The organism is Tenacibaculum halocynthiae (assembly GCF_964512825.1).
Lineage (GTDB): Bacteria > Bacteroidota > Bacteroidia > Flavobacteriales > Flavobacteriaceae > Polaribacter > Polaribacter halocynthiae.
In genome coordinates this window covers 208,299-232,157 of the sequence record NZ_CAZELG010000028.1, presented here as the reverse complement: position 1 = coordinate 232,157, position 23,859 = coordinate 208,299, and the positions used below count along the sequence as shown (strand labels likewise).

19 protein-coding genes are annotated in these 23,859 nt (G+C 27.5%); 12 read left to right on the top strand and 7 right to left on the bottom strand.

Annotated elements, in window-relative coordinates:
- Positions 1 to 7 precede the first annotated feature (7 nt).
- The 5 genes from ACKTTQ_RS10255 to ACKTTQ_RS10235 are packed head-to-tail and all read right to left on the bottom strand — an operon-like array spanning position 8 to position 6,683.
- A complete protein-coding gene (locus ACKTTQ_RS10255) occupies positions 8 to 772 on the bottom strand; it encodes a GIN domain-containing protein (protein WP_093871222.1) in 765 nt (254 codons plus the stop codon).
- Between the two features lies 1 nt (position 773).
- Positions 774 to 3,194 (bottom strand): ABC transporter permease, encoded by a 2,421-nt coding sequence (locus ACKTTQ_RS10250; protein WP_113787174.1) that lies wholly within the window; start codon positions 3,192 to 3,194, stop codon positions 774 to 776.
- A 4-nt stretch (positions 3,195 to 3,198) separates the two neighbouring features.
- Complete coding sequence (locus tag ACKTTQ_RS10245; RefSeq protein ID WP_408049133.1) at positions 3,199 to 4,650, bottom strand: serine hydrolase; 1,452 nt, start codon at positions 4,648 to 4,650, stop codon at positions 3,199 to 3,201.
- Positions 4,651 to 4,676: 26 nt separating this feature from the next.
- Entirely contained in the window at positions 4,677 to 5,378 is a 702-nt protein-coding gene (locus ACKTTQ_RS10240) for an ABC transporter ATP-binding protein (protein WP_408049132.1), read from the bottom strand.
- A 60-nt stretch (positions 5,379 to 5,438) separates the two neighbouring features.
- Complete coding sequence (locus ACKTTQ_RS10235; protein ID WP_093871226.1) at positions 5,439 to 6,683, bottom strand: efflux RND transporter periplasmic adaptor subunit; 1,245 nt, start codon at positions 6,681 to 6,683, stop codon at positions 5,439 to 5,441.
- A gap of 159 nt (positions 6,684 to 6,842) precedes the next feature.
- Here ACKTTQ_RS10235 and ACKTTQ_RS10230 point away from each other — a divergent pair, with 159 nt between their 5' ends.
- The 4 genes from ACKTTQ_RS10230 (at position 6,843) to ACKTTQ_RS10215 (ending at position 12,181) form a co-directional block, all read left to right on the top strand.
- Positions 6,843 to 8,213 (top strand): sigma-54-dependent transcriptional regulator, encoded by a 1,371-nt coding sequence (locus ACKTTQ_RS10230; protein ID WP_113787178.1) that lies wholly within the window; start codon positions 6,843 to 6,845, stop codon positions 8,211 to 8,213.
- A gap of 4 nt (positions 8,214 to 8,217) precedes the next feature.
- On the top strand, positions 8,218 to 9,540 hold the full coding sequence (locus ACKTTQ_RS10225; protein ID WP_093871228.1) for a sensor histidine kinase: 1,323 nt from the start codon (positions 8,218 to 8,220) through the stop codon (positions 9,538 to 9,540).
- An 805-nt stretch (positions 9,541 to 10,345) separates the two neighbouring features.
- On the top strand, positions 10,346 to 10,762 hold the full coding sequence (locus ACKTTQ_RS10220; protein WP_408049131.1) for a helix-turn-helix transcriptional regulator: 417 nt from the start codon (positions 10,346 to 10,348) through the stop codon (positions 10,760 to 10,762).
- Between the two features lie 234 nt (positions 10,763 to 10,996).
- Entirely contained in the window at positions 10,997 to 12,181 is a 1,185-nt protein-coding gene (locus ACKTTQ_RS10215; protein ID WP_408049130.1) for a THUMP-like domain-containing protein, read from the top strand.
- A 113-nt stretch (positions 12,182 to 12,294) separates the two neighbouring features.
- Here the strand turns inward: ACKTTQ_RS10215 and pepE are convergent, their stop codons facing one another.
- The gene (pepE, locus tag ACKTTQ_RS10210) at positions 12,295 to 12,996 is read right to left on the bottom strand and encodes a dipeptidase PepE (RefSeq protein ID WP_408049129.1); all 702 of its coding nucleotides are present in this window, start codon (positions 12,994 to 12,996) and stop codon (positions 12,295 to 12,297) included.
- Positions 12,997 to 13,048: 52 nt separating this feature from the next.
- Between pepE and ACKTTQ_RS10205 the strand changes: the two genes are divergently transcribed.
- The 8 genes from ACKTTQ_RS10205 to ACKTTQ_RS10170 all read left to right on the top strand — a co-directional run bounded on the left by ACKTTQ_RS10205 (position 13,049) and on the right by ACKTTQ_RS10170 (position 23,657).
- Positions 13,049 to 13,573, top strand: coding sequence for a hypothetical protein (locus ACKTTQ_RS10205; protein WP_408049128.1), 525 nt, complete (start codon positions 13,049 to 13,051; stop codon positions 13,571 to 13,573).
- A 141-nt stretch (positions 13,574 to 13,714) separates the two neighbouring features.
- Positions 13,715 to 14,527: a peptidase associated/transthyretin-like domain-containing protein gene (locus ACKTTQ_RS10200; RefSeq protein WP_408049127.1), complete on the top strand. Its 813-nt coding sequence runs from the start codon at positions 13,715 to 13,717 to the stop codon at positions 14,525 to 14,527.
- A gap of 2 nt (positions 14,528 to 14,529) precedes the next feature.
- Positions 14,530 to 15,312, top strand: coding sequence for a carboxypeptidase-like regulatory domain-containing protein (locus tag ACKTTQ_RS10195; RefSeq protein ID WP_113787184.1), 783 nt, complete (start codon positions 14,530 to 14,532; stop codon positions 15,310 to 15,312).
- A 1-nt stretch (position 15,313) separates the two neighbouring features.
- Entirely contained in the window at positions 15,314 to 16,114 is an 801-nt protein-coding gene (locus tag ACKTTQ_RS10190; protein ID WP_113787185.1) for a carboxypeptidase-like regulatory domain-containing protein, read from the top strand.
- A gap of 30 nt (positions 16,115 to 16,144) precedes the next feature.
- A complete protein-coding gene (locus tag ACKTTQ_RS10185; protein ID WP_408049126.1) occupies positions 16,145 to 16,642 on the top strand; it encodes a DUF6702 family protein in 498 nt (165 codons plus the stop codon).
- Positions 16,643 to 16,708: 66 nt separating this feature from the next.
- Complete coding sequence (locus tag ACKTTQ_RS10180; RefSeq protein WP_408049125.1) at positions 16,709 to 18,844, top strand: M1 family metallopeptidase; 2,136 nt, start codon at positions 16,709 to 16,711, stop codon at positions 18,842 to 18,844.
- Between the two features lie 169 nt (positions 18,845 to 19,013).
- Entirely contained in the window at positions 19,014 to 21,245 is a 2,232-nt protein-coding gene (locus ACKTTQ_RS10175) for a M1 family metallopeptidase (RefSeq protein WP_093871237.1), read from the top strand.
- A 99-nt stretch (positions 21,246 to 21,344) separates the two neighbouring features.
- Positions 21,345 to 23,657 carry a type IA DNA topoisomerase gene (locus tag ACKTTQ_RS10170; protein WP_093871238.1) on the top strand — a complete coding sequence of 771 codons (2,313 nt, stop codon included), beginning with the start codon at positions 21,345 to 21,347 and terminating at the stop codon, positions 23,655 to 23,657.
- 39 nt (positions 23,658 to 23,696) lie between these two features.
- Here the strand turns inward: ACKTTQ_RS10170 and ACKTTQ_RS10165 are convergent, their stop codons facing one another.
- Positions 23,697 to 23,858 carry a hypothetical protein gene (locus ACKTTQ_RS10165; protein WP_408049124.1) on the bottom strand — a complete coding sequence of 54 codons (162 nt, stop codon included), beginning with the start codon at positions 23,856 to 23,858 and terminating at the stop codon, positions 23,697 to 23,699.
- Position 23,859: the final 1 nt, after the last annotated feature.

Sequence of the window (23,859 nt, the reverse complement as noted above, 5' to 3'; positions counted from 1 at the left end):
TTATTTATTAATTTATATTTTCTATTGTTGATTCACCTATTATTATACCTTTTTTAAGCTTTGCTTTTCCTTTGTATGTTATAGTAGCTTCTCCATAAGAAGTCACTTTTATTTTTTCAGAAGCACTAAGTTGATAAGTACCATCTCCATAAGCAGTTATTTTTACTTCATTGGACTTAATTTCATTAGCAACAACTTTACTGGCTCCATAAGCAGTTATTTTTTGTTTTTTTACAATTCCTTTTTTAATATTTATAAAACTTTCTCCGTATATGGCCAATTTTAATCTTTCCAGTTCAACTGAATTAATAATAACCTCTGATTCTCCTTTTATGTTAAAATTACATTCTTTTTGAATTAAATCACTTTTAAAAATAAATCTCTGTTCTCCCCTAAAAGAAAAATCGGAAACTTTTTTGTAGGTTATAACAGCTTTTACAATTGTACCTTTATATATAGGTACTTTTTGAAAATATCCATTTACCTTCATTTTTTTTGTTGGTGAAGAAATTTTTGCGCCTTCTAAATATAAATGAAGTTTTTTGTTTTTAACTTTTATATTTAATATTCCTTTACGTTCTTTATTTTCTTGAATATATATTGATTCTTTCTTTCCTTCTTTAAAAGTAACTTGAATATGAGGACTAATAAGTACTTTATCAAATTCTTCTACTGTAATCACTTTATCTTGAGCATTAATTTTAGTGTTGTAACCTAATAATACCACTAACGTTAGTATAGTAAATATTGATTTTAAATACATTTTTTTCATTTTACTCGAATTTTAAATATTTTATTAAATCTACTTTTGTAGCGTTGTATGCTTTTAAACCTACAACTATAAAAACTAAAGTTACTAATATAATAGGTGTAATTAAATAAGGTAATAAAGGCATATCTATCTTGTAAGCAAAATTACCTAACCAATTTTGCATAAAATAATATGCAAAAGGAATAAGAAATAAAGAAGCTACAACTGTTATTTTAAGGAAGTTTTTTATTAGCTGAAACATAATTTCTTTTACTGATGCTCCTAAGGTTTTACGTATTGCTACTTCTTTTAAGCGTTGTTGTATTGTTAGTGTTGCTAAAGCAAAAAGACCTAATAGAGCTATAATTACTACGATAATTGATAATATTAAAAACATGGTTTGCTGTTTTTTATATTTTTCGTACGTTTTAGCAAATTTCTGATCTAAAAATTCATAATTAAACGGATACTTTGTATCAACGTTTGCTCGCCAAAACGACTCTATTTCTGCAATTGTTTTATCAATATTATCAGTTCTAACTTTAAACTGAATTGATGGTAACCAATTTCTGGTAAACTCAAAGGTTTGCCAAGAAACCATAAACATTGGTGATATTTCTGTGTCAAAACCATCAAAATGATAATCTTGTATCATACCAATTACCTCTAAATCTGCTCGATCATCATTCATCCAACCTATTCTTACTTTTTTACCTATTGGATCATTATAAACTCCCATTCTTTTTGCCACAGTTTCATTAATAACAATTCCTGTAATAGTATCTGAAGCAAATTTTTCAGAAAACCCTCTTCCTTTTAATACTTTAATTTTTGCAAAGTCTATATAATTTAAATCTACCAAATTAGAAGCACTATTAAAGCTAATATTTTTTTCTGTATATCTAAAATCTGTTCCGTTTACAAATCCTTCACCAGGAATAAACATACTAGTACTTATATCAATAATGTTTTCATTTTTAGAAAGTACATCTTTAGCTAATTTATATTTCTTGAACTGACCGTCACCTATATTATAAACATCTACGGATAAAGTAGATTCTTTAGAAAAACCTAAATCTTTATTTATCATAAACTGTATTTGGTAATTGATTACAAAAATACTGATGATAAAAAAACCAGAAATTAAAAACTGTATTCCTAACATTATATTACGTGCTAAATTTCCTCTTTTGGTTTTAGACACATTTCCTTTTAATACTTCTACAGCTTTAAAATTGGCAATGTAAATTGCTGGAATAATTCCAACTAACAAAGACACTAAAAACATAACTAAAAACAGCATACCTATAGTAGACATTTGAAGTATTGAAATATCTTTTCCAACAAACTCATTAAAGTATGGTAATACTAGTTCTACAAGAATTAATGATAAAATATATGATATTATACCTTGGAAAATAATTTCTAAAACATATTGAAGCATCAATTGTTTTTTTGAAGAACCTAATGTTTTCTTTACACCTATTTCTTTTGATCTTTGTGTTGCTGTTGCAATAGATAAGTTAATAAAATTCACACAAGAAATAATAATTAGTAAAATAGATAAGCCTAATAAAATTACCAATAATTGATAGTTTCCTGTTCCACTTGGACCAGCACGTTTAGCTGTATTGTGTAAATAAATAGTATCTAATTGATCTAATACAACCTCTCTAAAGCCAAAACGTTCTTCATAAACTTCTAAAGAAACACCTCCTTCTTCTGCTTCTTTTGTGTATGCTTTTTCTATTAAAATAGTATCCATTTTTTCTTTCAAGGCTACCAAATCCGTATTTTCCTTTATTTTACAAAAAACTTCATTGTTATGATTTCCCCAATTTACTTCATAAGGTTCTTCAAAAGGAACAATCATATCTGGTTCTACATGTGAATTACCTTGTACTTTAAAAATTGTAGTTATTGTATAATCAATCTCTCCAATTTTAACAATTTTTCCAATTGCACTACCTTCTTTAAAAAGACGTTTTGCAAAAGCTTCTGAAAGTGCTAAATGTCTTCTGCTTTCTTCAAATTTTTGTGTGCTTCCTTTCAATATATCAAAAGGAAAAAAACTAAAGAACTGAGGTTCTGTATATACAACCTTTTTTGTGAATTCATTTAAATTTTCGTGAATAACAACTCTACTTCTATAATCATTATCAATCATTAATGTTTCTTCTACTTCAGGAATATCACTTTTATACAAGTGATATTGTCCTGCAGTTGCAACATGCCAAGTTCCGTTTGCTCTATGCTTTACATTTACTCTGTAAATGTTGTTTTTATTTGGGTTCCATTGATTGTAACTATTTTCTTCATTTAAGTATAACAAAATAATTAATAACCCTGCTAAACCTAATGTTAGTCCAGATACATTTATTAAAATGTTTAACCAGTTTTTTTGTTGATTTCTAAAGAATATTTTAAACCACGTTTGTAACATAATTTTAGTTTTTAGCAGTTAATTTTTCTATTTTTTCTAACATCATTTTAGCATTTTCATTCTTTGGATCTAATACTAATGACTTCTTGTAATTTTCTTTAGATAGCTTGTACATTTCAGAAACAAAATACGCTTCTCCTAAACTATCAAATACATTTCCAGATGTTGGATATTCTTGGGTATTTAATTTAAAAACTGTAATTGCTTTTTCTAAACTATTGCTTCTTAAAAAAACATATCCAATACGATTTAAAGCACTTTCTAAATTTGTATTTGGATTTGCTGTTTTAATCTTTTTAAACTCAAGTATTGCCTTTTCTGTAGTTTCTTTTAAAAATGTATTAGATAGTTTTTCATTAATCAAAGAACCTTTATCCAATAAATTCTCATCTACCATTCCTGCTATATGATCAATTATAATATTATGAGTTGGATAATATTTAAATCCGTTAGATAAGAATATAATTGTCATATCATTTTTAATAAATTTTCTAAAACCAGTTTTAAGTCCACCTGTAAATCCATAAGAATCAGTATTATTTAAATTATAAAGTCCCCAACCATGTAAAAACTCATCTTCAGGATTATTATATTTAAAAGGCTGCCACATTTTTTCTTTTGTAGTAGGGGCTATGATAGAGTTCTTGTCAAAATTTTGATTCCATAAAATAAAATCATCTAAACTAATATTTAATCCGCCAGCTGCATCTCCCCTTTTTCCTTTAAACAAAACTTCATCAGCCTCTTGTTGATTCGTTTCATTATTATACATATACTCCAGTACACGATTGTTCACACGATTTTTAAAATCCATTGAAAAGAAAACAGGATTTTTTGCATTTTCAAATTGAGTGTTTAACACATAAGAATCAAAAGGAACACTGGTAACTTTATGTATTATTTTTGCTAAAAACCAATAATTCGTTTGAGTATATTTCCATTCATTTCCTTGAGTAAATAGTAATTCTTTTTGTTTTATCAATGAAAACATGTCGTTATCAGTAAGTTCTTTATTATTAGAAAAGAAATCAGGTAAACCAGAAGAATGAGTTAATAAGTTTGCTATAGTAACACTTTGCCATGTTAAAGGTAAATCGTCTATATACTGTCCTATAGTATCTTCTAAAGTCAATTTCCCTTCTTCTATTAATTTAAAAATGGTTGTTGCTGCAATTAACTTAGTAACAGAAAACACAGGGAAAATTGTTGATGCATCAACTTTTTTATTCGTTTCTATATTTTCAACTCCAAAGTATCCTTTGTAAATTGTTTTATTATTTTTTATAACTGCTAGTGCAAAACCAGGAATTTCATGGATTTTTTTTTGATCTTTTAAATAACTCTCTATTGCAGTATTTAAAAAATTTTGCTCAGTATTTTGAGTTGATTCTTGTTCTTTTTTACAAGAAGTAAAAAGAACAATTATTATTAATATAAGTATGTTTATTTTTTTCATTTTAAATTGATTTTCAAAAGGTTAAACTACTGTACTAAAACATCTACTTTATGCTCATTTACTTTTTGAGAAATAATCTCACCATCTTTCAAAGTGATTATTCTTGTTGAAAATTGTGCATCATAAGAAGAATGTGTTACCATAATTATAGTAGCTCCTGAAGCATGTAATTCAGTTAATAATTCCATTACATCATTTCCGCTTTTACTATCTAAATTACCCGTTGGTTCATCAGCTAAAATTAATTTTGGGTTTGTTACTAAAGCTCTAGCAACTGCTACTCTTTGTTGTTGCCCTCCTGATAGTTGTAATGGAAAGTGTTTTGTTCTATGGGCAATACCAATTCTTTCTAAAATTTCATTGACACGTTTTTTTCTTTCTGATGCTTTTACTTTATTATAAATCAATGGCAATTCTACATTTTCATATACTGTTAATTCATCTATTAAATTAAAATTCTGAAAAATGAAACCAATATTTGCTTTTCGTAACCCAGCTCTTTCTCTTTCATTAAAATTAGCTACCTCAGTAGTATCAAATACATAGCTCCCATCATCAGGTGCATCTAATAGTCCAATTATATTTAATAAAGTAGATTTTCCACAACCTGAAGCTCCCATTATAGAAACAAATTCTCCTTCTTTAACCTCTAAACTTAATTTATTTAAAGCAGTTGTTTCTACTTCTTCAGTTCTGTATACTTTTACTAAATCTGTTATTTTAATCATAATATATTTTTTAATTTTTTATTGTCTTTTTAACTAACTATCAATACCTAATAATAAGTACTACTGAATATTAACCTCTTCTACATCTTTAAAAGCATCATAACTAGATGTAATTATTCTATCTCCTTCTTTTAAACCTCCTAAAACTTCATAATAAAAAGGATTTTCTCTTCCTATTGTAATTTTTCTTTTTACAGCTTTATTATCTGAACTCAAAACAAAAGCCCATTTACCGTTTGTGTTTTGATAAAATTGACCTTTAGATATTAATAAAGCTTTACTATTATTTGAAAGGAATAATTTACTTTTTAAAGACATTCCTCTTTTTAAATCATTGGTTAACGAGTCTTTTTCAAATTTTAATTCAACAGTAAATCTTCCATTAACTACTTCAGAATAAATTTTTGCTAATTTAATAGCATACGTTACTTTATTAACACTAACATTTCCTTTAACTCCTTCATTAAGTTTTGATATATAATATTCATCTACTTTAGCTACTAATTTATAACCATTTAGTACATCTACCTTTCCAACAAACTGTCCTTGTGTATAACTCTCTCCTAAAATAGGGTTAAATGAAGATAAGAAGCCATCAACTGGAGCTTTAACAATAAAATTTTCTTTATTTTTTCTAAGTAAATTTAAACTTTTTTGCATGTTAGCAATTGAAGAATTGATTCTTGCCAATTGAATGCCTCTATTTTTTTTCTCTTCTCCTACACTCTTCTTTATTACTCCACTTCGTTCTTTTTGAAAAGTATATTCTTGAACCGACTTTTGGTATTCATTTTTTGCTACTACTCCTTTTTTATATAATGTGGTATCTAAACTATATTGTCGTTTCGCATTTTTAAAATCATTATTAATTCTCAATAATTGCTGATCTAAATTTAATTGCTGATTGGTTATATTAACTCTAATGTTTCTCAAATTATTAATTTGTTCAACGATTGCTGTCTCTTGGGTCAAATAGTTTAATTCAGCATTTGGATTATACACTTTTAAAAGAGGTGTTCCTTTTTTAATCATTTGTCCGCTTTCAACAAAAATTTCAGAAACTGAACCTCCTTGAATTACATTAATTAAAACAGACGTTTTAGGTTCAATTGTACTATTAAATAAAAGTACATCTTCAAAATCTCCTTTAGTAACTTTTCTTATACTTAATGAATCTCTTTTTAAGTTGACTTGATTTTTACGGGTTACATTCATAAATGTAATTCCTGCTAATAATACTAATGGTAATCCCCAAAGTAACATTTTTTTTGTTTTTTTATTTTTCGTTTGTATTTGCTTATCCATAATTTAAGTCGTTTGATATAGATTATGCCAGAAATATGCCAGTAGAAAACAACTTTATAATTAATTATAAATCAAGAACTTATATTTACATTTGAAAATAACATGTTCATAATCGAACATTTATTTGTTCATAATCATTCAAATACGTAATTATGTAACATGAGAAAAAAAGATGCAACTATACTAATTGTTGACGATGATGATGATATTTTATTTTCAGCAAGAATTAGTTTAAAAAAATATTTTTCTGAAATTATAAAAGAGAACAATCCTAAAAAAATAAGTAATCATTTAACGACTTCTACTGTGGATGTTGTTTTATTAGATATGAATTACAGAATAGGTTTTGAAGATGGTAAAGAAGGGCTGTATTGGTTGCAACACATTAAAGAGTTAAGTCCTGAAACAACAGTTATTTTAATGACAGCTTTTGGTAGTGTAAACTTAGCTGTGGATGCTATTAAAAAAGGTGCTACTGATTTTATTTTAAAACCTTGGAATACTGAAAAACTATATGGTGTTGTAAATGCAGGTGTTGAATTAGCTCGCTCAAAGAGGAAAACAACACAATTACAAACAGTTCAAAAACAAAACGATAAAGATTTTCATAAACAAACAGAACATATTATAGGAAATTCTCCTGCAATGCAATCTGCTATAAAGCTAGTTCAAAAAGTAGCTCCTACTGATGCCAATATTTTAATATTAGGAGAAAATGGAACAGGAAAATATGTGTTTGCTAAAGAAATACATCTTCAATCTACTCGTAAAAATCATCCTTTTATCCATGTAGATTTAGGATCTTTAAATGAAAACTTATTTGAAAGTGAGTTATTTGGTTATGTAAAGGGTGCATTTACTGATGCTAATAAAGACTCTATTGGTCGTTTTGAATTGGCAAAAGGAGGTACTATCTTTTTAGATGAGATTGGTAATTTACCAATGCATTTACAGTCAAAATTACTAACTGTTGTTCAAAACAGAAAAATAACTCGTTTAGGCGAAGGAAAAGAACGTGCTATTGATGTACGAATTATTTGCGCTACAAATGCTCCAGTACATGAAATGGTTGATAAACAAACTTTTAGACAAGACTTATTATTTAGAATAAATACAATAGAATTAAACTTACCGCCACTTAGGGATAGAAAAGAAGATGTAGAGTTATTAACCACTCACTTTTTACAAAAATTAAATCAAAAATATCGAAAGAAAATTCAAGGTTTTTCTAAAGAAGCACTAAATGCACTTAACCAATATCATTGGCCAGGTAATATTAGAGAGATTGAGCATATCATTGAAAGAGCTATTATTATTACTGATAACACTAAAATTCAGTTAGAAGATTTACATTTTTCAACAAAAAAGGCAACAAATTCTTTAACTGATAACTTAAATTTAGAAGAAACAGAAAAGCTCTTAATACAACAGGCCTTACAAAAACATCAAGGAAATATTTCAAGAGCAGCCAAAGAATTAGGACTAACAAGAGCTGCTTTATATAGGCGTTTAGAAAAACATCAATTATAAAACAATGGGAAGACCTCAATATTATCAAATTAGTATAAGGATTGCTTTATTAATTTTTAATGGCGTTATTATTTTTAGCAGTTATACAAAAGGATACATCATTAATACCATAGGTTTTACTTTGTTGCTATTTTTTCAGTTTTTTTTATTTCTTAATTATCTGAATAAAATATTTTCAGATGTTGAAAAATCTATAGATTGTTTATTATATGATGATTATTCAAATTCTATATCTAAAGAGAAAAGAAAAAATTCATTGTACAATAAAACTGCATTATTATTAGAAAAACATAGAAAACAGAATATTCAAAAAACTTCAGAGCAACTTATACTTACTAATATAATTGAAAGTTTAAATATTGGTATACTTATTTTAAGAAAAGATAAACATGATTCTATTGAAGTCTTTCAGTTAAATACTACCTTTAGTAAATTTCTAAGAATCCCCAAATTTTATAAATGGAGTTTATTAAAAAGTAAATTAGGAAAACTTCTAACTCATATTTCAGACTGGAAACAACATAGACATACAGTAGTTTTAACTATTAACGAAGAAAAAGAAACTTTTTTCTTAAAAACATCAGTTACTCAAACAAATGAATATGAATATTTAATTGTTTCTTTAGAAACTATTCAACAATTAATTGACAAAAAAGAAAAAGAAGCTTGGTATAAATTAATGAACGTAATGTCTCATGAAATTATTAATACGATTACTCCTATTAGTAGTTTAGCAGAAAATTTAGGATCTCTATTGCAAGAAGACTCTCCTGATGCAGATACTATTGATGAACTATCTCAAGGATTAGAAATTATAAATAGACGTTCAAAGCATTTAACATCTTTTGTTGATACTTACAGAAAATTAGCAGAATTACCTTTACCTCAAAAAGAAAAATTTAATTTAACTGAACTTGTTAAAAACACTATACAACTTTTTAATCAAGAGTTTATATTAAAGAATATTGAAGTTGAATTCTCAATTAAATCTGAGTTTATAATTAATGCAGATAAAAAACAAATAGAACAGGTTATTGTTAATTTACTATCAAACTGTTTATATGCTTTTGAGAATATTAAACTTCCTAAAATAACTATTTCAATTTTTGGTGATAATATGCGTACACATTTGTCAATAGTTGATAATGGTATTGGTATTTCTTCAGAAATTAAAGATAATATATTTGTTCCATATTTTACAACACGCAAAGATGGATCTGGTATTGGACTTACTTTAAGTAAAAGTATTATAGAGTCTCACAACGGAATTATTCAATTTTCATCAGCTGTGGGTAAAACAACTTTTACGTTAACCTTTATCAAGTAATTTACAATTGTAAATTGATTATTTGTTTATACAACGTAATAAACGAAGTCACTAAATAATAAAAGTAATTATATTGTGTAGAATAAGTAATGATATAGTGTTTATAGATAAAATATCAGTTTATAAACGGGTTTTCCACTAGGCTTAAGTCATAAACTTATTTTTGCATTCGTATTTAAGTAAGTTATTAAAAATAAGTAGTATTTTAATTAATTGTCATACTTTTTTACTTAATTACATTTGTAAACTACTGATAAGAATTAAATTTCTTGGCTATTTTAATTGGACATAATTCATCATATAAGATTAAATACTTGTTGATATATTACTAATTATTAAACTAGTCTTTTCTATAATTCCATTGATTACACGTATTATTGTCTTCTTTATTTATTTTACCTACCAAAATAGCGTTAAATACATAGCTTAAAGCTCTTAAATAAGATTAATTAGCCCTTGCACTCTATTGATAAGTATAATTACTTTGTTTTTTAGTATATACTAATTAAATATAATCTTTGTATGATACATCATACTCTGTATTAATTACAAATGTTAATTATAATTTCCTGCATCTTTCTTTTTTACAATTATAAACTTACCCATCCCTTAAAAGAAAACATTTTTTAAGTAAAAGTATAGTTTTTTTTTATGCCGAAAGATTAAATACTTGTTTTAGAGGTGTTTATGTGTATCTACCTGATTGTTTAGTTTAATTATTTTGTGGTTGTTATACTTTATTCTATTAATTGTGTATTAAAATACAATTGTTTACATTTGTATATATTATTAATAATTGACAATTGTGAATTCAGAAGCTTTTATAACTCGTTTAAAAATAATTTTAGAATACTATAATTTAACATCATCAACTTTTGCTGATACTATTGAGGTACAAAGATCAAGTATGTCACATTTAATGTCAGGAAGAAATAAACCTAGTCTCGACTTTGTTTTAAAAATCGTAGATAAGTTTCCAGATGTAGATTTATATTGGCTTTTGAATGGAGAAGGAAATTTCCCTAAAAAAAATGTTAACATTACTATTGAGCAAAAAAAAGAAGTCTTAGAAAAAACTAAAAACACGACTCCTTCTCTATTTACTCATAGCGAACCAATTTCTAAAGAGATTCCAAATACTCAATTCTCAGAGAGTGCCAAAAAATTAATAAAAGTTGTCTTATTATATAATGACGGAACATTTGAAGAGTTTAAGCAATAATTTTATGTAAAAACCTATTCTTATATATTTACATATACTGAATTAGTATATAATAATTTTAAAATACTCAATTCTCAGAGAGTCAAAAATTCAATAAAAACTTTCTTTTAATAATAGTACTCTTACTTTGCGTACTATTAGATTTATAATTTATTTACATCAATCAAACTCTTGATTCAAAATATCAGTATTTTTGTATTATTTACTTAACTCTATTTTATTTTTACCTTTTTAATGAATAAATATATTTTAAATAATGATGTTCAATCATTTATAAATAATAATTTAAAATCAAATATTGATAAATTACTTTTCAAAGGCAGTCCTTTTAAACAGGTTACTATTCAAGAATTAGCCAATCAAATTATAGCTAAACAAAAGTCAGAAAAAAAATTACCAACTTGGTTTAATACTAGTACAATATATTACCCTGCTAAATTAAGTATAGAACAAACATCATCTGAAATAACCGCCGAATATAAAAGTTCTATAGTTAAAGGTAAGACTATAATTGACATAACAGGAGGTTTTGGTGTTGATACCTATTATTTTTCTAAAATATTTGAAAATGTAATTCATTGTGAAATTAATGAAGAATTATCAAAAATTGTTAACTATAACTATCTCCAACTTGGAGTAGAAAATGTGCATACAATTCCTAAAAATGGTATTGAGTATTTAAAAGAAACATCAGAAAAAATTGATTGTATTTATATTGATCCTTCACGAAGAAATGATGCAAAAGGAAAAGTGTTTTTATTAAAAGATTGTCTACCTAATGTTCCAGATAACCTTGATTTTTTATTCTCTAAATCTGATATAATCATTATTAAAAACTCTCCTATATTAGATATTTCTGCTACAATTAATGAACTAAAATATGTTAAAGAAATCCATATTATCGCAGTAAAAAACGAAGTAAAAGAACTTCTCTTTTTATTAGAAAAAAACCACAACAAAAATACAGAAATAAAAACACATAACTTCCTGATAAGCAAAAAGAAACAAGTATTTAACTTTAGCTTTAATTCAATTAGTAAAGCTGTCTTTAATTTACCTTTAAATTTTCTATATGAGCCTAATTCAGCTGTCTTAAAATCTGGAGGATTTAATCAAATTTCAAGTTATTATAAATTAGATAAATTACATCAACATTCTCACCTTTATACTTCTGAATTTTTAAAAGAAAATTTTCCAGGACGAACATTCTTAATTGAGAAGTTTTTTAAATACAATAAAAAAAGAATTAGAAAAGAAATTTTAGACGAACAAGCAAATATTACTATTCGAAATTTCCCAAAAACAGTAGCTCAATTACGAAAAGAAACTAAGCTAAAAGACGGAGGTAATATTTATTTATTTTTCACTACAAATTTTAACAATGAGCCTATTGTTATTAAATGCAAAAAAATAAAATAATAATAACTTTTCCACGTTCTTATAATGATAAGTGTCTATATCGGACGTGTTTTTTTATTAGGGGAAAATAAAACATGTCAGAAAGCCTTGATTTTTTAATCAAGGCTTTTCTTTTATATAATTATTTCCTTATTAGTATCTAATTCTATTGGGTGTTTATCTTTTTGAAAAAATCGAGCAGTTAAACTTCCTTTTAAAGTAATCTCTTTTCCTTTTACCTCTAACCAACTACCTTCTCGTAATCCTAAAACACTAGTAGCATTAAACACATGATATTCTTTTATTCGTGTTTCTCTTGTTTCTCCCATATGCTTTGAGTTTGGATTTGGATCAAGATAATGTGCATTAATATTAAAAGGAATTAAGCCTAAAGTTTTAAAACTTGGTGGATATACAATAGGCATATCATTAGTATTCATCATTGTTTCTCCGCAAATATTACTTCCAGCACTTGTTCCTAAATACGGAGTTCCTTTATCTAAAACTTCTTTCAAAGTTTCTAACACATCGTTTTTATATAATTGATTTACTAATTCAAACGTATTTCCTCCTCCAGTAAAAATTCCAGTGGCATTAAGTATTGCTTGCTTCGGATTTTTAAATTCATGAATTCCTTTTACATCCCTACCTATTTTTTTAAAAGCTTTTCTAGCAATTTCAGTATAGTCATCATAACTTATTCCTCCAGGTCTAGCATATGGAATAAATAAAATAGTAGTTGCTTTTTCAAAATGAATTGAAAGTGCTGATAATATATACTCTAAATACCCACTACCATGAACTGTTGATGTACTTGCTACAATTAGTTTTTTCATAAAAAATATTTTTATAACTTTGGTAAAACTAATTATTTAAAAAAAATATACAATGAAAAAGTTACTTTTCTTGTTTTCTTTAATTCTTACTCTTGTTTCTTGCTCAAAAAATGATTCAAACATCCCAACAGTTACTAATAATGATGTTGTAGGCACATGGAATCTAACTGATTTTAAAATTGAAGGAACTACTAAAGGAACATACAAAGGGCAAAATTTTAGTGGTAATGTAAAATCACATGGTGAAAACTATAACTTTGCTTTTACTTTTAATCAAGATAATTCCCTTTCTTTAAAAGGTCTTTTTACTATAGTAACAACATCAACAATTTTAGGAGTTTCACAAACTAATAAAAGTAATGCAAAAGTTATTGATGGTTTTGATAATAATGCTAAATGGAATATTGAAAATAATATTCTAAAACTAACTACTAGCGGTGGGGAATCTTTTGAAATTCCAATTGATGATTTTCAAAAAGATAAAATAGTTTTAAAATATGTTGTTAATGAGAAAAAAACAATAAATGGTATTGATTTACAAATAAATGGTATACAGTACATAGTTTTAGAAAAATAGTATAAAATAGAATACACTGTTAAATATAAACGCCTTACTAGATAATAGTAAGGCGTTTATATTTAACAAAAATTTACAAAGACATTAAAACATTTTTAAGAAGGGGACTTTGTTTCTTTGTTTAGTACAAACAAAAATTATATGCAAAAACAATTACTCTTCTTAATTATAACTACCACTACTCTTTGTTTTTCTCAAAAAAAGAAAACTGTCTTAAAAGGAATTTTAAAAGACAAACTTGGAGTAATAAAAAATGCTAACATTTTAAATTTAAATACAAAAGAAGGTACATTCTCTAATGATTCCGGGAATTTCTCTATTACCATTTCAGTAGATGATGTACTACAAATTTCTACTATTCAACACCATACCAAAAAAATAACTATTTCAAAAAATATTTTTCAACAAAAAAACATAACAATAAAAATGCATACTAAAAGTCATGTTTTAAATGAAGTAGAAATAAAAAGACATAATTTATCTGGTAATTTATTAATTGACATAAAAAAAACTCCAAAGGATACTATATCTGAGCTTGTTTATAAAATGATGGATGGTATTAAAAGTATGAAATTAGATGAAATAATGAACATGCCTACTGGTAGTGATGAAATTCATTTGTCAAAATCAGCAGCACCAGGAATTCCAAATGTATTTACTGACGGTATAAAACTTTACAGTGGCAGCATTGGTGGTGGTTACGAAAAAAAAAGAAGAGAAGAAAGAAAAAGACTAGAACAAAAAGAACAATTTCCTGACAAACTACTTCGTGACTTTGGAAAACATTTTTTTTACAGTGAATTAAAAATACCTAAAGAAAAATATTATCATTTTATAGAGTACTGTAGTCATACTAATGTTGAAGTTCTTTTTCATAATAAGAAGTTATTTGAAGTTATTGAATTATTAAAAAAAGAAAGTATGAGTTATCTTCAAATAATTAATAAAAAATAGAAATGCATAAAATATTTTTATCCTTATTAGTTATTATTTCTTTAAACATCCATTCACAAAATGAACGAAAGTATATGCATGGTAAAATTTATAATAAACTAGGAAACCTAGCTAACGTTCATGTTATAAACTTAAACACTAAACATGGTACTTACACTAATGATAGTGGGAACTTTAAAATTCCTGTTAATTTAAACGATAGTTTAAGATTCTCTTTTGTAGGATATGAAACTAAACTTTTAAAAGTAACTGAAAAACACCTTGGAATTCAAAATAATAACTTCGTTTTAAAAAAAATTACTTACACCTTAGATGAAGTTAATTTAAAAAAAAATAATCTCTTAGGTTTCTTGTCGGCTGATTCAAAATTAATAAAAAAAGAAAAAGTAATAAATGCTGAAACTTTAAAGCTTCCATTTGCAGGATCAAGAATCCTTACACCTGCTGAAAGAAGGTTACAAACTGCTCAAGGAGGTAGTACACCATATATGTTAGGTTTATTAGGTGGTTCTGTATCTTTAGATTTAATAATAAACAGTATTTCTGGAAGAATAAAAAAGTTAAAAAAACTAAAAGTAATTGAAGAAAGAGAGAAAAAGATTAGTTTTATTAAAGATATTCATGAAAGGTACATTATTAATGATTTAGGAATTGGAAAAGATAATTTGTATCGCTTTATTTATTTTTGTGAAAATGATTCTAAATTTAATCGTATCTTAAACCAAGGCGAAATATCAATGATTATTTTTTTAAAACAAAAGTCTAAAGAATTTAAAAACCTATAGTATGAAAAACATCTCCCTTCTTATTCTTTTATTAATTTCCATAAATCTATGTTCTCAAAATGAACGTAGATATATTCATGGTAAAATTTTAGACAAAATAGGAATATTACCTAATGTTCATATTATAAATTTAAATACGAAACACGGCACATACACGAATAGTAATGGTGATTTCAAAATCCCTGCAAAAGTTAATGACAGTTTACGTTTTTCATATGTTGGTTATGAAACCAAAGTAATAAATGTTTTAGATAAATTTTTTGGAATGCATGATAATACTTTTTTCATAAAAAAAATTGCTTACACTTTAAATGAAGTGGAAATTAAAAAACACAATTTACAAGGAAGTATAACTTCAGATATTAGAAAAACACCTGAAGATAAAAGAGAAGAAGCATTAAGAAAAACGATGGATTTTTCAAAAGTAGATATGAGTGTTGTTGAGCCTAATGACCATATTGATGAAAGGGTTCGTCCACACATTGTAAATACTGATCCTACTGCCAATTTTGCAGGTGTGGGTGCTACTGCAATTATTCCGTTCGGATATTCTAAACGTTTATGGGCACTTAGAAAGGAACTAGCTTTAAAAAAAGGTATGCCAGCTAAATTATTAGCTGAATTAGGAGAAAAATACTTTTTTGAGGAATTACAGATACCGCCCGAAAGATATTATCACTTTTTAGAATATTGTAACCCTTTAGGAATAGAACAATTACATAAAGAAGGAGAAACGTTAAAAATTATTAAAATTCTAACAACTGAACATATTAAGTATTTAGAAATAATAAAAAAGCAGTAATTTGGCTTAATAATTGACAGTAATTTTAATATGAAAAAAATATTTTTTATAACAGTAGTCACTTTTAGTTTATTCTCATTTACTACTCTTCATAAATATTACCTTGCTTTAACTGAAATCGAATACAAAGAAAATTCTCAATCTGTACAGATGATTATGAATGTGTTTATAGATGATATTGAAGATGCTATAAACAAAGACTACAATACTGACTTGCAACTATCTACAAAAAAAGAAGATAAAAACACCGATAGTTTCATTAAAAAATATCTAAATAAACATTTTAAAGTTTCAATAAATAATAACGTAAAAACCTACAATTTTATAGGTAAAGAATACGATGGAGATATTGTATATTTTTACCTTGAAATTGAAAAAATTTCATCTATCACATCTATTGAAATTAAAAATGATGTTTTAATAGAGCATTTTCCTGAACAGAAAAATTTAATAAAAGCCACTATTAAAAAAGAACGTAAAAGTTTATTTCTTGATAAAAAAAATGATAAAGGTTTGTTAAATTTTTAACAAACTTTAACCATACCTCTTCCTTATTTATTACTTTTAGAACCTACTTAAACAACTAATTAGATAATGAAGAAAAATATTGTATTAATTTTTTCTGTTTTTTTTGTGGTTACTTCCGTTTTTTCTCAAACCAAGAGAGAAACACAAAAAGGGCATACAAATCAAAATAAATTTAAACAACTTAAAGATGAATTAGCAACACCAGATAGGCGGCATACTGCTTCTGGAGCTCCTGGTAAAAAATATACACAACAGAAAGTTGACTATTCAATGGATATTGTTTTGGATGACGATAAACAAAGAATTACAGGTAACGAAACTATTACGTATCATAATAATTCAGAAGATGAATTAACCTATTTATGGTTACAATTAGATCAAAATATGCGTGCATCTGATTCTAAGACACCAGATATTCAACCTACTAGTGCGCCTAAAAGAGGGGTTCCAAAAAGAGTATATGACAGGTATTTCCCTGAAAAACCATTTGATGGTGGTTTTAAAATTACTAGTGTAACTAATACTAATGGGAGTAATTTATCGCATACTATTAATCAAACTATGATGCGAATAAACTTACCTAAGCCTTTAGCTTCAGGAGAAACTTTTTCTTTTAAAATTTCATGGTGGTATAACATAAATAATCATAGAACTCAAGGTGGTAGATCTGGATTTGAACATTTCCCTGCTGATGGAAATAACAATTATGTAATTGCTCAGTTCTATCCAAGGTTATGTGTTTATGACAACGTTGAGGGATGGCAAAATGATCAATTTTGGGGAAGAAGTGAATTTGCTTTAGAATTTGGTGATTTTAATGTAAATATTACAACTCCTGCTGATCATATGCTAGGAGCAACTGGAGTTTTAATGAATGAAAGTGAAGTTTTAACTAAAAAGCAACAAAAAAAATTAGCTTTAGCTAAAAAGACTTTTGATAAGCCGGTATTAATAGTTTCTCAAAAAGAAGCTGAAGAAATTGAAAAAGGAAAATCGAAAAAAACTAAAACATGGAAATTTGTTGCTAAAAATGTACGTGATTATGCTTTTGCTTCTTCAAGGAAATTTATTTGGGACGGTATGGCTGTAGATATTAACGGTAAAACTGTAATGGCATATTCATATTATTCAAAAGAAGCTAACCCTTTATATGGAGATCATTCAACAAGAGCTGTAGCACAAACACTTAAAACGTATTCTAGATATACATTTGATTACCCATATCATAAAGCAATTTCTGTAGATGGTCAAATGGGAATGGAATATCCTCAAATTTGTTTTAATCCTGGTAGACCAAACCCTGATGGAACCTATTCTGATAGAGTAAAGTATAGAATGATTAAAGTAACTATCCATGAAGTTGGACATAACTTTTTTCCTATGATTGTAAACTCTGACGAACGTCAATGGACATGGATGGATGAAGGTTTAAATTCTTACATGGAAATGTTAGCTGAATTAGACTATGACCCTAATTTTCCTATAACAAGAGGATATCCTAAAAATATTGTAAAATATATGGGTGGAGATCAATCTAGTATTGCACCTATTATGACTAAAGGAGATAATGTATATCAATTTGGTAATAACGCATATGGAAAACCAGCAACTGCTTTATGGATTTTAAGAGAAACTATTATGGGTAAAGAATTATTTGACCATGCTTTTAAAACTTATGCAAAACGTTGGAAATTTAAACACCCTACCCCTGCTGATTTCTTTAGGTCTATGGAAGATGCATCAGCTATGGATTTAGATTGGTTTTGGAGAGGTTGGTTTTATACAACTGATGTTACTGATATTGGTGTTAAAGATGTTAAAAAATATTACACAACTGAAGGTCCTAATAATTCTGTAAATTTTGTTCAAGACAAAACAGAAGGTTTAAGCTTTGATTCAAAGAAAAACCCTAAATCAAAATATCATTATGAAATTACTTATAATAAGCCAGGTGGTTTAGTTATGCCTATAATTGCTGAGTTTACTTATAAAGACGGAACTAAAGAAAGAAAAACGTATCCTGCTCAAATTTGGAGACTTAATGACAATCAAGTAACTAAAATATTTTCTTCAGATAAAGAAATTACTAATATTACAATTGATCCAGATTTAGAAACAGCAGATGTAGATACTTCTAATAATAGTTGGCCTAAGAAAACTACTAATAAGTTTGATAAATTTAAAAAGAAAATTAAAAGTTAAAAACATAACATAGTAAAATAAAAAAGCGGTATAAAATATTTTATATCGCTTTTTTCATATCTGTTTTTTAACCAAATAGATAAAAATTTGTTAAAGTTTTAACATATACTCTTTTTGACTAAGATTAATTCACTAATTTTCCAATTATTTAAAAACCAATAAGCACAAAATGAGAAAATATACTACACTATTATTTTCAGCTCTTTTTGTATCAGCATCTTTATTTGCACAAGAAACAACTAAGAAAGAGCCCCAAAAAGGTCATATAGACCAAAATAAATTTCGTCAATTAAAAGATGTTTTAGCGACACCAAATGATCAACGTACAGCTTCTGGGGCTCCTGGACATGCATATACTCAGCAAAAAGTAGATTATGTTATGGATCTGCGTTTAGATGAAACTTCAAATAAATTATATGGAGATGAATCTATTACTTATCATAATAATTCTAAAGATCATTTAGAATATTTATGGGTGCAATTAGATCAAAACATGCGTGCTCCTGATTCGAAATCTCCTTTAGTTGAATCAAAAGGTGCTAGTGGTTTTCAAACTCCTAAGAAGTTTGTTGAAAATAACATGTCAAAACCTAAAGCTTTTGGTTACAATATCGAAGCTGTTAAAAAAGCAGATGGTAGAGATTTATCATACACTATAAATAGAACAATGATGCGAATAAATTTACCAAAGCCTTTAGCTCCTGGTAATACATTCTCTTTCAAAATTAAGTGGAATTACACAATAAACAATGTAGTAACTGATGGTGGACGTTCTGGAGTTGAAGAGTTCGCTGATGGTAATAAAGCTTTTATAATTGCTCAGTTTTTTCCTAGATTATGTGTTTATAATAACGTAGAAGGATGGCAAAACATGCAATTCTGGGGACGTAGTGAATTTGCGCTAGAGTTTGGAGATTATGATGTAAAACTTACTGTACCTGCAGATCATATTGTTGAAGCTACTGGAGAATTACAAAATGAAAAAGATGTTTTAACTAGAGAACAACGTAAACGTTGGGAAAAAGCTAGAAAATCATATAAAAACCCTGTTCTTATCGTTACTCAAGAAGAAGCTGAAGTAAACGAAAAGAAAAGATCTACAAAAACAAAAACATGGCATTTTAAAGCTAAAAATGTACGTGATTACGCTTTTGCTTCTTCAAGAAAGTATATTTGGGACGCTATGGCTGTTAACATTAATGGTAAGAATGTTATGGCAGTTTCTTTATATCCTAAAGAAGGAAACCCTTTATGGGAAGAGCATTCAACAAGAACTGTTGCTAATACTTTAGAAGAGTATTCTAAATTAACCTTTGACTACCCATATCCTAAAGCAATTTCTGTTAATGCCAATGATGGTATGGGAATGGAGTATCCTATGATTTGTTTCAATTTTGGACGCCCAAATCCTGACGGAACATATTCAGATCGTTTGAAAAAAGGAATGATTGGAGTAATTATTCACGAAGTAGGACATAACTTCTTTCCTATGATTGTGAATTCTGACGAAAGACAATGGACTTGGATGGATGAAGGTTTAAATTCATTTGTTCAAATACTAGCTGAATTTGATTACGATGCTAAATTATTCGCTCAAAATCCTACTAAAAATATTACGCGTTACATGAGTTTTGATCAAAAGCGTTTATCTCCTATTATGTCTCAAGGAGATTATGTATATAACTTTGGACCAAATGCATATACTAAACCAGCTGCTGGATTATACATGCTTCGTCAAACTATAATGGGGCCTGAATTATTTGATTACGCATTTAGAACTTATTCTAAACGTTGGATGTTTAAACACCCAACACCAGCTGATTTCTTTAGAACTATGGAAGATGCTTCCGGTATGGATTTAGATTGGTTTTGGAGAGGTTGGTTTTATACAACTGACTTTACTGACATAGGTATTAAAGAGGTTAAACCTTTATTTTTAACTGATAAGCCTAATGAAAGAACTAAAAAATTACAAGAGCAATATCCTACATATTTTGCTCGTTTAGGAAAATTAGTTTTCTTAACTACTAAAAAAGAAGAAGCTAACTCAAAAGAGGTAGAAGCGCATATTAATGGGTTACCAGCTGCTGAAAAGGCTAAACTTAAAGAAATGCCTAAATATATGTATCAAGTTGAATTTGAAAAGCCAGGTGGTTTAATGATGCCTATCATTGTTGAGTTAACTTATGCTGATGGTACTAAAAAGCGTGAAACTTTCCCTGCTCAAATTTGGAGAATGAATGAAAATAAAGTGTATCGTGTATTCTCTTCTAGCCAAGAGATTAAAAGCATTGTAGTAGATCCTGATTTTGAAACAGCTGATATTGATACATCAAATAATAGTTGGCCTAAGAAAACAACTAATAAGTTTGATAAATTCAAAAATAAAGTTAAGCAATAACTTACTTTTTATATTGTTAAAAAAACGTGGCGAATGCCACGTTTTTTGTTTGCATACATACTACAAAAAATAGTACTTTCGAGTTTTAAATAGGATAGAATGAAAGTTTGTATTGCAGAAAAACCAAGTGTTGCTCGTGAAATAGCTAATATTTTAGGAGCCAATACAAAACATGATGGATATTTTGAAGGTAATGGATATGCTGTAACCTATACTTTTGGGCATTTATGTACACTTTTAGAGCCTAAAGATTATAAACCCTATTGGAAAAGCTGGGATTTAAACAATTTACCTATGCTTCCAGAAAAATTTGGCACAAAAGTTACAGGAGACTCTGGAATACAAAAACAATTTCGAATAGTAAAATCATTATTTGATAAAGCTGATGTTATTATAAATTGCGGGGATGCTGGTCAAGAAGGAGAACTTATTCAGCGTTGGGTTATTAATCAAGCTGATTATAAAGGTGAAATACAACGGTTGTGGATTTCATCATTAACAGAGGAAGCCATAAAAGAAGGGTTTGAAAATTTAAAACCATCAGAAGGATACGACAACTTATATTATGCTGGATATTCTAGAGCCATTGGAGATTGGCTTTTAGGTTTAAACGCTACGCGTTTGTATACTGTTAAGTTTGGTGGTTATAAACAAGTTTTATCTATCGGTAGAGTGCAAACTCCTACCCTAGCTATGTTAGTTAATCGTTATAAAGAAATTTTAAATTTTAAACCAGTACCTTATTGGGAATTACAAACTTTATATAGAAATACATTATTTAGTTGTGAAGAAGGTCGTTTTTTAAAAAAGGAAGAAGGACAAACTTTTGCTAATAAAGTAAAAGAAAGTGATTTTGAAATTGTATCTGTAACCAAAAAGAAAGGTAAAGAATATGCTCCTAAACTATTCGATTTAACAGGATTACAAGTATATTGTAATAATAAGTTTGGTTTTTCTGCAGATGAAACCCTGAAAATAGTTCAAAAACTCTACGAAATGAAAGTAGTTACTTATCCTAGAGTAGATACTACGTTTTTACCTAATGATGTTTACCCCAAAGTGCCTTCTATACTTCAACGACTTACAAATTATAGTACGTTAACAAAACCTTTATCAGGAAAAAAAATAAGAAAATCTACTAAAGTATTTAACGATAAAAAAGTAACTGATCACCATGCTATTATTCCTACAGGAATTCAAGTTAACTTACAATACAATCAGCAACAAGTATATGATATTATAACTAAACGTTTTATTGCTGTTTTTTACCCTGATAGTGATATTTCAAACACCGCTGTTATTGGTAAAGCAGGAGATGTTTCTTTTAAAACTACTGGAAAAGAAATATTAACCAAAGGATGGCGCGTAGTATTTGAATATGGTAAAGAAGTTAAAAAAAGTGATGATTCAGGTATGCTTCCTACATTTACTAAAGGAGAAAAAGGTCCTCATGAACCTTCTTTTTTAGAAAAAGAAACAAAACCTCCACGTAATTATACTGAAGCTAGCTTATTACGTGCTATGGAGACTGCTGGAAAGCAAGTTGATGATGACGAAATGCGTGAGTTAATGAAAGAAAACGGTATTGGTCGTCCATCAACACGTGCAAGTATCATTGAAACGTTATTTAGAAGAAAATATATTGAGCGTCAGAAAAAATTAGTAGTTCCAACTCAAACAGGAATTGATTTAATTGATTTAATTGACAATGAATTATTGAAATCTGCTGAATTAACTGGGCTTTGGGAAAAACGTTTAAAAGAAATTGAACGAGGTGAATACCATGCTTCTACTTTTATTAAACAGATGAAAAAAATGGTAGATGACCTTGTTTACGAAGTGAGATCAAGTACCAAAACTAAAAGAATTTCATATGAAACCCAACAAGTTGAAACGACTTCTAAAAAAGTAAGTTCAAAAAAGAAAACAGTTGTAGGAAAAGAATGTCCAAAATGTAATAAAGGTCAACTCTTAAAAGGAAAATCTGCTTATGGTTGTTCAGCATTCAAAACTGGTTGTAAATTTACATTACCTTTTGAGTATATGAAAAAGAAAATATCTGAAAATCAATTTATTCGATTGTTAGATAAAGGTTGTACAACCAACTTAAAAGGATGGCAGTCTGAAAATGGTAAAATTGAAGGATTAATACGTTTTGATGAAAATTTTTCTCTTAAATTAGAAGTTAAACAATCTTCAAGTTCCTCAGCTACTAAAATTTCTGAGCCAACAAATACTTTAGCATGCCCTAAATGTAAAAAAGGACAACTTTTAAAAGGAAAAACTGCCTACGGATGTTCTGAATATAAAAATGGATGTGATTTTGTTTTTACTTTTGAGAACATTAAGAAAGAGGCTAAAGGTCAAAAACTAACTAAAGAATTAGTATTTAATATAATTTCAAAAAAATAGCTCTACAAAATTATTGTAGAGCATATTTTAATTTAAGGTTTAAAAACCTTCTCCGGGGGGAGGGGGACTTTGCGCTTGCGCCTTTTGTGGTGTTAACAACAAATAGGTTCCTATAGCAGTTAAGGCCGAATACTTTCCATAATTCCCTATTTTTTTTAAAGCCTCTTTTCTTGTAATCTCTTTATTATTTGCTTTTTTCATT